Below are 11628 nucleotides of genomic sequence, written 5' to 3' on the forward strand. Positions count from 1 at the left end.
GAAGATCCTGGACAAGGTCGGCGGCCGCAGCCGGCTCGTGTTCGAGCCGCTGCCGGTCGACGATCCGATGCAGCGCTGCCCGGACATCACCCTGGCGCGCGACATGCTGAAGTGGGAGCCCAAGGTTGCCCTCGACGACGGATTGACGAAGACCATCGCCTTCTTCGACGACCTGCTGAAGAGCAACAGGGGCGTGAGCGGTATCGGGCGGTAGTCGACGACCCCTGCTTGAGGCTTTGATCCGATAGCGAGGCTTGAAATGATTTCGCAACGGGCAAGGTATGAGCTCGGGACTCTCATTGGCCCTGGTCCAGGCAGATCGCGACTACGCCGTAACGACTTCCGACCTGTCGAAATCCTGCTCAATTCCAAAGAGATGCCGGGAACAGATAGTGCTCGACCTCACCCGTCACGATCCCGTGCGCGGCAAGCGTGGCACGCTCGGCGGCTGCCGTTCCGCTGCAGCGTCTTGTCGCGACACGCCTTCGCGAACACCTTCGGAGGGGTTCGAGGGATCGTCGATGGTCCGATGGGAAAAGGGCTGGTCAACAGCTCAGGTCCGCAAATCGACGATGACCGGATCAGCGACCCCTTGATCCGTTCGCTGTTCGATGACGGCCTGGCGCGCGCGGATTCGCTGTCGCTCGGCCTCGATCTCGGCGAGAATTATCGTCTGGTCAGCAAGAGCGGTGTCGTGTTGGAGGTTCTCTTAACCTGGGACCGCCCATTCGGGGCAACCTGTGAGAGACGACGGTGGTCCCGGACATCCGCACGCAGTGCGAAGCGGTGGCCCGTCATCTGGTCCGCACGGCTGCGTAGAGGGTCATGACCGGCGAAGGGATTGCCATGGAACGCGTGGACGAAGCCAACCCCTGGAAGGTGCTCAAAGAAGAGACCGGCTACGACTGCCGGTACTTCTCGGTCCGTCATGACCGGGTGACATTGTCCGACGGAGAGGCGCGCAGCTATCACAGCGTGCGGATGAAGTACTACGGCGTCTGCATCGTGCCGGTCGATCACGACGGCAGCGTCACCCTGATCGGCCAGTATCGCTACGTCCTGGACCGCTTCTCTTGGGAGATCCCGGGGGGAGGCGCGCGGGTCGGTGACGATCCGCTCGACGTCGCGCGGGCGGAGCTCAGGGAGGAAACCGGCTGCACCGCCAAGCACTGGCTCAAGATCGTGGAGGGCGCCGTGTCGCCCGGCATCTCCACCGAGGCCGTGCCGGCTTTCGTCGCCTGGGGGCTGGACCGCGGCGCGCCGCAGCCCGATGCCACCGAAAAGCTGTCCCGCCGCCGTGTGCCGTTCGCTGACGCTGTGGGCATGGCGCTAAACGGTGAAATCTCGAATCTGCCGGGAATCGCCGCCCTGCTGGGCATCGAAGTGCGGCGTCAGCGCGGCGACCTGCCGGACAGTCTTATCGATCTCCTGAAATAGACCGCTGCGATCAGGCGGCGGTCAGTCCCAGGCGCTCGCCACGATATTCGCCGCTCATCACGCGTTCCCACCAGCCGCGATTGTCGAGGAACCAGCGCACCGTGTCGCGCAGGCCGCTCTCGAAATCGTGCCGCGGACGCCAACCGAGCTCGGTCGCGATCTTCGACGCGTCGATCGCATAGCGGGCGTCGTGGCCCGGCCGGTCGGTCACGAACTTGATCAGCGATTCGTGCGGGCGATGGGCGGCGTCGGGCTGCATCTCGTCGAGCAGGCGGCAGATGCCGCGCACCACGTCGATGTTCCGGCGCTCGCTGTTGCCGCCGATATTGTAGGTCTCGCCGGGCCGTCCCTTGCGCAACACGAGGGTCAGCGCCTCGGCGTGGTCCTCGACATGCAGCCAGTCGCGCACATTGTCGCCCTTGCCGTAGACCGGCAGGGTCTCGCCGCGCAGGGCGCGGATGGTGACCAGCGGGATCAGCTTCTCGGGGAAGTGATAGGGGCCGTAATTGTTGGAGCAGTTGGTCGCCAGGGTCGGCAGCCCGTAGGTGTGGTGCCAGGCGCGTACCAGGTGGTCGGACGCGGCCTTGCTGGCGGAGTAGGGCGAGTTGGGCGCGTAGGGCGTGGTCTCGCTGAAGAGACCGGTGGCGCCCAGAGAGCCGAAGACCTCGTCGGTCGAGATGTGCTGGAAGCGGAAGCGGCCGCGCGCGGTCTCGTCGAGCGTGCGCCAGTAGGCGAGCGCGGCCTCCAGCATCGTGAAGGTGCCGTTGACATTGGTTTCGATGAACGGCGCGGCGCCGGTGATGGAGCGATCGACATGGCTTTCCGCAGCCAGATGCAGGATCGCGTCGGGCCGGAATTCGGCCAGAACGGCGTCGATTCCTGCACGGTCGCAAATGTCGGTCTTGTAATGGCGATGCCGGTTGCTGGTCTGCGCCTCGGCCAGCGATTCGAGATTGCCGGCGTAGGTCAACTTGTCGACGTTGGCGACGGTCCAGTCGGTGTCACGGATGATGTGGCGCACGACGGCCGAACCGATGAATCCGGCGCCGCCGGTAACAAGAATTCTCATATGGCCATTACGAAGCGAGCGGGGCTCGCCCCTCCTTGCTTCAGGGAATGCCCGAAATCCGGGGACTTATCCCTACCTACCATATGTACCGTTTCGATTTCTAACCCCCGCTGGGCGCGGCACGGGAGCGAGCAGGACGGCCGAAAGGCGGCTAGGATGCGCCATTCCCGAAACTCCATCACAGGATATTGGAAGCATGAGCGACGCATCCGACTACACCCCGCCCAAGGTCTGGACCTGGAACAAGGCCAGCGGGGGCCGATTCGCCAACATCAACCGGCCGATCGCCGGCCCGACAGCTGAGAAGGAACTGCCGATCGGCAAGCACCCGCTGCAGCTCTATTCGCTGGGCACGCCGAATGGCCAGAAGGTCACCATCATGCTCGAGGAACTGCTGGCACTCGGTCATAAGGGCGCCGAATACGATGCCTGGCTGATCAAGATCGGCGAGGGAGATCAGTTCGGTAGCGGCTTCGTCGCCGCCAATCCGAACTCCAAGATCCCGGCCCTGGTGGATCGCAGCGGACCCAACCCGGTGCGCGTATTCGAATCGGGCGCGATCCTGCTCTATCTCGCGGAAAAGTTCGGAGCGCTCGTGCCGACGGAGAGCGCCAAGCGGGCCGAATGCCTGTCGTGGCTGTTCTGGCAGATGGGCAGCGCGCCCTATCTCGGGGGCGGCTTCGGCCATTTCTACGCCTATGCGCCGACCAAGATCGAATATGCCATCGACCGTTTCGCGATGGAGACCAAGCGGCAGCTCGACGTGCTCGACCGGCGTCTGGCTGAGAGCAAGTACCTGGCCGGCGACGACTACACGATCGCCGACATCGCGGTCTGGCCCTGGTACGGCGGGCTGGCGAAGGGGCTTCTCTACGGCGCGGGCGAGTTCCTGGCCGTGCACGAGTACAAGAACGTCCAGCGCTGGGCCGACCTGATCGGCGAGCGTCCGGCGGTCCGCCGCGGCCGCATCGTCAATCGCCTGCAGGGCGACCCGGCGAACCAGCTCCATGAGCGCCACGACGCCAGCGACTTCGACCTGAAGACGCAGGACAAGGTGGCCGCCAAGGGCTGAGGCGTACCGATCGTTCGCCGCCGCCATATCGTCGTTCGACGACATGGCGGCGGCATCGATCTTGCGTTGGTCATCTGGTCGACGAGCAGCGCAGGAGCATCGAGTGAGCAGCACGAACCGGCCCAAGGTGGCCTTCATCGGCACCGGCGGCACCATGTCCTCGCTGGGTGTCCATCCGCTGGAGTTGCAGGACTACGGCGTGCACGAAAATCGCATGCATGCCAGCGAGATCGTCGCCCGCTTCGCGGTGGTCGAGGAGATCGCCGAGATCATTCCGGTCGATTTCCGCAACGTGCCGAGCCCCGAGATTTACTTCGCCGAATGGAAGGAACTCGCGGGCCTCTGCCATCGCGCCGTGGCCGAACATCCCGACCTGTCCGGCATCGTCATCGGCCATGGCACGGCCACGCTCGAGGAGACGGCCTGGGTCCTGAACCTGGTGCTCAAGGTCGATGTGCCCGTGGTGCTGATCGGCTCACAGCGGCCGGCCTCCGGCCTTTCGACCGATGCCGCGATCAATCTCGTGAACGGTGTACGCACGGCCGCCAGCCCGCAGAGCCGGGGCCGCGGTGTGCTGGTGCTGCTGAACGACGAGATCCAGGCGGCCCGCGAGGTCACCAAGACCTCGAACTGGCGCATGCAGACCTTCCGCACGCCCGACTTCGGCGTCCTGGGCCATGCCGACGCCGACCTCATCGCCTACTACCGGCGGCCGGAGCGCCGCCACATGCCGGATACCGAATTCGACATAACCCACCTCGACAGCCTGCCGAGGGTGGACATCGCCTATGCCTATGCGGGCTCCGACGGCAGTGCGATGCGCGCCTTCATTGCCGCGGGGGCGAAGGGACTGGTCTCCGCCGGATTCGCGCCGGGCATGCCGCCGGCTGCCGATTTTGCCGCGATGGAAGAGGCGGTGAAGCAGGGCATCGTCGTCGGTCAGTCCTCGCGGGCCGGTTCGGGCCGCATCTTCCGCGGCCAGAAGCTCGCGAAAGCCGGCATTCTGGCCGCGGACAATCTCAATCCGCAGAAGGCGCGCCTGCTCCTCGCCCTGGCGCTCACCCGGACCTCCGACCCGGTGGAGATCGCGCGGATATTCGCCACCTACTGAACCTCAATGGTCCGGAGCTGCTGACATCCATTTCGAGGTTCTCGAAATGGAGCAGACTGCTCCGTGTGCGATCCAGCGCTGCCGGCTTTCTGTTTGGTGCCGCCGCGGTGGGGAGCCAGGACAGTGCGACCCCCTACAGCGCGCCCTCGTGTTCGAGCAGCCATTTCTTGCGGGGCAGACCGCCGCCATAGCCGGTCAGCGTGCCGTTGCTGCCGATGACCCGGTGGCACGGCACGACGATGCCGATCGGGTTCTGGCCGTTGGCGAGCCCGGCCGCCCGCACGGCGCGCGGATTGCCGATGCGCATGGCCAGTTCGGCATAGCTGATGGTCGTGCCGCGATGGATCTTGCGCAGCGCCTGCCACACGCTTCGCTGAAACGGCGTGCCGGTCGTCTCGACCGGCAGCGTGTCGATGACCGCAATGTCGCCTTTGAAATACGAGCCCATCGCCTTGGTCAGCCCGCCCGGATCGCGCGCAGGTGAAAGGGTGTAGCGCACCCGGCCGTAGTAACGGTCGAGCAGACGGCGCATGCGGGTCTCGTGGTCTGTCCAGTCGATTGCACGAAGCCGGCCGTCGCCGTCGGCGACGATCACCAGTTCGCCGACGGGTGTCGCGAGGCGATCGATCCGGAAGTCGAGAGGTTCAGGCATGCCGCGCCATCCGCAGGTGCTCGGCAGCATAGGCGTGCCACGGCCGCCAGGCCGGCGGCGCCTCGTGGTCGAAGGGACTGTCCATTGTTCCGCCCTCCCAGTCGCCCGGCGCACGCAGGCCCGGTCGCCGGGCGATCAGCGGTGCGAGCGCAGGATCGCGCGCGAGATGGCTGTCGATGGTCGTGATGTCGGCCCCGAGATCGAAGACGCGGCGGACGCACGCGACGATCGCGGGCAGGGCCTTCACCGACGGGAAGCGGATAGTGACCGAGACGGCGTTGCGGTCCGGCAAATGCGCGACGGAGACGTGGCCGTGCAGGCCGTCGAGATCGAGGCGGCGATGCCATACGCCGGCCTCGATCCATTCCACGCCTGACGGTTTACGCGCCGCGAGCGCCGCCAGCATGCCGGGCCAGTCGTAAGGCGGGCGGTAGGCCAGTCTCAGCGTGACTCCGTCGCGCGCGGAGGTGTCAGCACCGGCTCTGCGGCGCAGCATCCTCGGTGGCCGGTCGAACAGCTTTCGGAACGTCTCGTTGAACCGTCGGAGACTGCCGAAGCCCGAGGCCAGGGCGACCTCGGCCATCGGCAGGTGGGTGTCGTGCAGGAGCTGCTTGGCGAACAGCACGCGCCGCGTCTGGGCAACGGCAATGGGGGAGGCGCCGAGATGGCGCTGGAACAGGCGGCGCAGCTGTCGACCGCCAACGCCCAGCCGCCCGGCCAGCGCCTCGACGCCCGCCTCGTCCTCGTCGAGGGCGCCATCGGCGATCAGTGCCAGCGCACGGCTCACCGTATTGGCGCTGCCACGCCAGGAGGCGAAGTCGGGGGCGATCTCGGGCCGGCAGCGCAGGCAGGGGCGGAAGCCCGCTCCCTGTGCGGCGGCGGCCGAGGCGAAGAAACGGCAATTCTCGAACATGGGAGTCCGGGCCGGACAGACCGGCCGGCAGTAGATGCCGGTCGAGGTCACGCCGACGAAGACCCTTCCGTCGAAACGGGCATCGTGGCCCTGGAAAGCGCGGTAGTAGGTGCTGCGGTCGAGCAATTCCATGCGCTGATATTTCCACGCGCGCGCGGGCGGCGCTCGCGGTTTTCGGACCCGTTAGTCTTTGACCCGGGGACGGGAACGTGATCAGTCGCCGGCCATGACTGCGACAGCCGGTTGGTCGGCGCTGCTGAAGCGCGAATGGATTCCCCTGCTGGTGGCCCTGGTCGGCGGCGTCCTGCTGCATTCGATGAACGTGCTGATGCTGGCTACGGTGCTGCCGAGCATTGTCGCTGACGTCGGCGGCGCGGCGATGGTGAGTTGGCCGACCACCGCCTTCCTCGCCTCGTCGATCGTCGCGGCCACCTGCACGGGACACCTTACGGTGCGGCTCGGGGCACGCAGCGCCTTCTGTGCCGGCGCCCTGGTTTTCGGCATCGGCGCCCTGATCTGTGCGGTGGCGCCAACGATGGGCGTCGTCGTGGCGGGCCGATTCGTGCAGGGCTTTGGCGGCGGGGTGCTGTCGGCCATGGCCTATGTGCTGGTGGGCCGATCCTTTCCCGAGCCCGTCTGGCCTCGGGTCGCGGCGCTGCTGTCGGGCGCCTGGAGCATGGCGGTGCTGGTGGGACCGATGCTCGGCGGCGCCTTCGCGACCTGGGGAAACTGGCGAGGGTCGTTCTATGCCGTGACGGTCCTTGCGGCCCTGCTGGCGATCGTCGCGGCCCGGGCGCTGCCACCCCTGCGGGCCGAGGAGCCGGGGGCAGCGCGGGGGATCCCCGGTGGCCGGGTCGCGCTGATCTGTCTGGCGATCGCCACCATGTCTACTGCCAGCGTGGTCGTCCTGCCGTCGACCAAGGCGGGCCTCTTCATGGCCGCCGTGTTGCTGCTGGTGACGATGATCTTGCTGGACCGGCGGTCGAAGGCGCCGCTGTTCCCGAGCGACGCCTTCTCCCTGGGCACGGTGACGGGCATCGCGATGTGGTTCTGCCTGCTGGTCTCGATCTCCTACAGCCCGCTGTCGATCTTCATCCCGATCTTCCTGCAGAGCCTTCACGGCTTCGATCCGCTGGCCGCGGGCTATACGGTCGCCGGCGCCTCGATGGGCTGGACCGTGGCGTCGCTTGTCGTGGCGGGGCGGGCGCCGCGGGCGGCCGGCCGGCTGCTGGTCGCCGGCCCGCTGGCGATGGCGGCGGGGCTCGCAGGCGGGGCACTGCTGATGTCGCAGCCGGTGCTCGTCCTGCCGGCGTTCATCGCTCTCGTCGGTGTGGGGATCGGAGCCTGCTGGGGCTTCGGCGTGCAGCGCCTGATGGGTGGGGCGAGGCGTGGCGAGGCCGAACTGGCGGCATCCGCCGTCGCGACCGTGCAGCAGAGCGGCTTTGCCCTGGGAGCCGCCGCGGCCGGCATCGCGGCGACACTCGCCGGGTTCTCCCGCGACCTCAGTACGCAGGATGTGACCGGAGCCGCCTTCTGGGTTCCGATGGCTTTCGCGCCGGTGGCTCTTTTGGCTGCCGTCGTGGGCGCCCGCCTTGCGATGCTGGCCGGCCGCGCCGGTGATAAGAAACCGGATGTTACCAAGGGGACATGAAATGATGCGGCTGCTCGCGGCGTTGATACTGACCTGCCTCGCGCCCTTTCCGGTCCAGGCACAGACGATCACCAAAGAGAAACTGACGGCCGCACTTCCCAAGCTTCGGGAGTTGGCGCGGCAGGTCGTGGCCAAGGGCGAGGTCCCGGGGCTTTCGATCGGCATCGTCTATCGCGACGAGGTCGTTTTCCTCGAAGGCTTCGGTGTTCGCGAGGCTGGGCTACCCGAGACGGTGACGGCCGACACGGTCTTCCAGCTGGCCTCGGTTTCCAAGCCGCTGGCCGCCACCGTCGTGGCGGCGCTGGTCAGCGACGGCGTCGTGACATGGGACACGCGCATCCGCGATCTCGATCCGAATTTTGCGCTTCCCGATGCCTATCCGACGGCCCAGGTCACGATCCGCGACCTGCTCTCGCATCGCAGCGGCTTGGCGGCCAACGCCGGCAACGACATCGAGGATCTGGGCTTCAGCCGCGACGAGATCCTGAAACGTATTCGCTACACGCGGCCCGGCGGCAGTTTCCGGGCGGACTACGCCTACAGCAATTTCGGGTTCACCGCGGGCGCGATCGCCGCCACCAGGCCGACAGGCAAGGGCTGGGAGCAGCTTGCCGAAGAGAAGGTCTATCGTCCGCTCGGCATGCCGTCGACCAGCTCGCGTGCCAAGGACTTCACTCTTCAGCCCAATCGATCGTCGCTGCATGTTCGAATCGACGGCAAGTGGACGCCGCTGGTCAAGCGCAACGCCGATGCGCAGGCCCCGGCGGGCGGCGCGAGCTCGAACGCCAAGGACATGGTGCAGTGGCTGCGGCTCGAGCTCGGCAATGGCCGCTATGCCGGCCGGCCGCTGATCAAGGAGGCCGCGATCGAACAGACGCGCCGGCCGGTCATCATCCGCAGCGTCGATCCGAAGACCGGCGTGGCCGGTTTCTATGGGATGGGCTGGAACGTGGATGTTCGCGAACGCGGTGTCGAGTGGAGTCATGCCGGAGCCTTCAGCGCCGGCGCCCGCACACTGGTGCATCTGCTGCCGGTGGAGAAGATCGGCATCGTGATCCTGAGCAACGCTTTCCCGACCGGCGTGCCGGAAGGGCTAGCCGCGACCTTTCTCGACGACGTGTTCACCGCAAAGCCGTCGCGTGACTGGATCTCGCACTGGAACGAGATCTACGACGCGAATTTCGGGGCCGGTGCCCAGAAGACGGCGATGACGCCTTATGCATCGGCGCCGGCCTCGCCGTCACCACCCATGCCGCTCGGGGCGTATGCCGGCTTCTACAACAACGCCTACGTCGGCGACGCCCGGATCACCGAGGCGGGTGGCGTGCTCTCGGTGGCGTTGGGACCGGCCGGCAAGCGCTTTCCCTTGAAGCATTTCAATCGCGACCTCTTCCTGTATGCACCCTTCGCGGAAAGTCCCGGCTGGATGGCCGCCGTCACTTTTCTGATCGGTCCCGACGGAAAGGCTTCCCAGGTCACTCTGGAGAATCTCGACGAGGACGGGATGGGCACTTTGAAAAGATCGAAGAGCCGGTAAACCCAGACAAGCTGAACAGGGTGCCGCGGCGGTCAATTGCTTTGACCGCCGCCAAGGCGCGACGTTGAATGGGCGGTGGGGAGCGAGGGTGGCCAGATGACAGTGGTGAAGATCAACACGAATACCGATCGCACGTTCGAGCGCATGAACACGGCGATCGACAACATGACGTTGCTCGAAAGCTTCGTGGCGCCCCGCGCGACGGTTGCCGAGCGCCTGCAGGCGGGCAAGGCCGTACGGGCGCAGGTGCCGCGCACCTCGCATGCCAGCTTCCAGAAGGCGGCCAACCGGCCGGATCCGGTCGCCATCCTCGAGGCGCAGAACGAGAGCCGGGTGCAGAAGCTGGTGCCAGTGCGCTTCGCCCGCATGCTGGCCTCGCCCTTCGCCTTCCTGCGCGGCTCGGCGGCGGTGATGGCGGCGGACCTTTCGACCACACCCGTCAGCGGCATGGCCGTCGGGGCCTGCGGCGACATGCATGTCTCGAATTTCGGCGTGTTCGCGTCGGCGGAGCGGAATCTGATCTTCGCCATCAACGATTTCGACGAGGTCCATCCCGGCCCCTGGGAATGGGACCTCAAGCGCCTCGCCGCCAGCGCCGCCGTCGCCGTGCGTTTCATGGGCGGCGACCGCGTGACGGCGGAGGAGGCCGCACGGTCGATCGTGCGGTCCTACCGCAAGCGCATGCGCCGCTATGCCGAGATGGGCTACCTGCAGATCTGGTACGACCGAATCGACGAGCGTGCCGTCCTCGACACGCTGTCACCCCGGGCGCGGCGCGGTGCGGAGCGGCTGATGGACAAGGCCCGGACCAAGAGCCATGTCGCCGTGCTGGAGAAGCTGACCGAGGAGGTCGGCGGCGAGCATCGCATCATCGAGGAAGTGCCGCTGATCGTGCGCGAGACGGAAACGGCGGCGGGTACGCCCACCAATGTCGCTCTCGACAACATGTTGCAGGACTATATCCAGTCCCTGCCGATCGACCGGCGCGTGCTGCTATCACGCTATCGGATCGTCGATTCGGCGCGCAAGGTCGTGGGGGTCGGCAGCGTAGGTACCGGCTGCTGGGTCATACTGTTGCAGGGCATCGATTCGGACGATCCGCTGTTCCTGCAGGTGAAGCAGGCGCAAACATCGGTCATCGCGCCCTATGTCGACCAGAAGCTCAGGTTCGAGAATCAGGGTCGTCGGGTCGTCGTCGGGCAGCGCCTCGCGCAAGGATCTCCGGACATCTTCCTCGGTTGGGGAGTGGTCGACGGAAAGGACTTCTACGTTCGCCAGCTCGCGGACATGAAGGGCAGCCTGAAATTCAACGAGAGCGACCCCAGCACCCTCGACGGCTTCCTCGAGTATTGTGGCCTGTGCGGCTGGGCGCTTGCGCTGGCCCATGCGAAGTCGGGCGATCCGGCGATGATTGCCGGCTATTGCGGCAACAGCGAAACGCTCGATGAAGCGATCGGCAAATTTGCCATGGCCTATGCCAGGCAGACGGACGAGGACTACGACGCGCTCGACAAGGCGCGCCGCACCGGGCGCATCAAGGTCGCGGCGTCGGAGATGGTGAAGTAGTCGCTTCGACCCCGGCCGAAGCGACGGCATGGGACGAAGGCCTAGAACGTTCTCCCACCAACCGCACGGGAGAAATCACATGGTCGATCTTCATTCCCTGAAAGACGGGCTCATCGTCACGGCGTTCTGGGAGGCCCGGCCGTCCGAGGCCGATGCCGTCGCAGCGATCGTCTGCGAGTACCTGCCACAGGCCCAGCGCGAGCCCTGGGTGCTCGCCTTCCAGATCCATCGCTCGATCGCGGAGCCCGGGAGGTTTTTCTTCTACGAGGTGTTCCGCGACGAGGCGGGATTCGCCTCCCACCAGGAGACGCCGCACTTCAAGGCGCTGATCGTGGGACAGGCACTACCGAAGCTCACGAAACGCGAGCGCACTCAGCACCGGTTCGTTCAGGCGGAGACTGCTAACCGTCGAGGTCCGTAGCCGTCGGCATACCGAGGGACCTTTAGAGTAGTTCCGAGTCCGATCGAATCACCACCAACAACCTCATGCTGAGAGCTTGTGAATCTTTGAGCAGGGCATGGGGATGCTGAACTTTTGAGATGCTTTCGAATCTTGGCCGCCTTCTCGCGATTCCATTTCGTTCGTCACACGTGGATCGCGAGAATCAAAATTGCGCGGT

General features: G+C 66.2%; 10 protein-coding genes and 1 pseudogene. 8 read left to right on the top strand and 3 right to left on the bottom strand.

Going from position 1 to position 11628, the window contains the following annotated elements:
• Window positions 1-214 (top strand): annotated as a pseudogene (locus Q7V45_RS24135) (hypothetical protein); the annotation flags it as partial.
• A gap of 611 nt (window positions 215-825) precedes the next feature.
• Entirely contained in the window at window positions 826-1437 is a 612-nt protein-coding gene (locus Q7V45_RS24140) for an NUDIX hydrolase (RefSeq protein ID WP_304856879.1), read from the top strand.
• Between the two features lie 10 nt (window positions 1438-1447).
• Here the strand turns inward: Q7V45_RS24140 and rfbB are convergent, their stop codons facing one another.
• On the bottom strand, window positions 1448-2506 hold the full coding sequence (rfbB, locus tag Q7V45_RS24145) for a dTDP-glucose 4,6-dehydratase (RefSeq protein WP_304856880.1): 1059 nt from the start codon (window positions 2504-2506) through the stop codon (window positions 1448-1450).
• Between the two features lie 196 nt (window positions 2507-2702).
• Here rfbB and yghU point away from each other — a divergent pair, with 196 nt between their 5' ends.
• A complete protein-coding gene (yghU, locus tag Q7V45_RS24150; RefSeq protein ID WP_304856881.1) occupies window positions 2703-3578 on the top strand; it encodes a glutathione-dependent disulfide-bond oxidoreductase in 876 nt (291 codons plus the stop codon).
• 103 nt (window positions 3579-3681) lie between these two features.
• Complete coding sequence (locus tag Q7V45_RS24155) at window positions 3682-4689, top strand: asparaginase (RefSeq protein WP_304856882.1); 1008 nt, start codon at window positions 3682-3684, stop codon at window positions 4687-4689.
• A gap of 133 nt (window positions 4690-4822) precedes the next feature.
• Here the strand turns inward: Q7V45_RS24155 and ogt are convergent, their stop codons facing one another.
• Both ogt and Q7V45_RS24165 read right to left on the bottom strand, forming a co-directional pair.
• Window positions 4823-5341 carry a methylated-DNA--[protein]-cysteine S-methyltransferase gene (ogt, locus tag Q7V45_RS24160; RefSeq protein ID WP_304856883.1) on the bottom strand — a complete coding sequence of 173 codons (519 nt, stop codon included), beginning with the start codon at window positions 5339-5341 and terminating at the stop codon, window positions 4823-4825.
• Entirely contained in the window at window positions 5334-6386 is a 1053-nt protein-coding gene (locus Q7V45_RS24165; RefSeq protein ID WP_304856884.1) for a bifunctional transcriptional activator/DNA repair enzyme AdaA, read from the bottom strand. Before Q7V45_RS24165 ends, ogt begins: the two co-directional genes overlap by 8 nt.
• A gap of 94 nt (window positions 6387-6480) precedes the next feature.
• Here Q7V45_RS24165 and Q7V45_RS24170 point away from each other — a divergent pair, with 94 nt between their 5' ends.
• The 4 genes from Q7V45_RS24170 to Q7V45_RS24185 all read left to right on the top strand — a co-directional run bounded on the left by Q7V45_RS24170 (window position 6481) and on the right by Q7V45_RS24185 (window position 11429).
• Complete coding sequence (locus Q7V45_RS24170) at window positions 6481-7905, top strand: MFS transporter (RefSeq protein WP_304856885.1); 1425 nt, start codon at window positions 6481-6483, stop codon at window positions 7903-7905.
• Between the two features lies 1 nt (window position 7906).
• Complete coding sequence (locus Q7V45_RS24175) at window positions 7907-9442, top strand: serine hydrolase (protein ID WP_304856886.1); 1536 nt, start codon at window positions 7907-7909, stop codon at window positions 9440-9442.
• A gap of 96 nt (window positions 9443-9538) precedes the next feature.
• The gene (locus tag Q7V45_RS24180; protein ID WP_304856887.1) at window positions 9539-11008 is read left to right on the top strand and encodes a DUF2252 domain-containing protein; all 1470 of its coding nucleotides are present in this window, start codon (window positions 9539-9541) and stop codon (window positions 11006-11008) included.
• A 79-nt stretch (window positions 11009-11087) separates the two neighbouring features.
• Window positions 11088-11429, top strand: coding sequence for a putative quinol monooxygenase (locus tag Q7V45_RS24185; RefSeq protein WP_304856888.1), 342 nt, complete (start codon window positions 11088-11090; stop codon window positions 11427-11429).
• The last annotated feature ends 199 nt before the right edge of the window (window positions 11430-11628 follow it).

Origin of the sequence: Reyranella sp. (assembly GCF_030651995.1) — a bacterium.
GTDB lineage: Bacteria > Pseudomonadota > Alphaproteobacteria > Reyranellales > Reyranellaceae > Reyranella.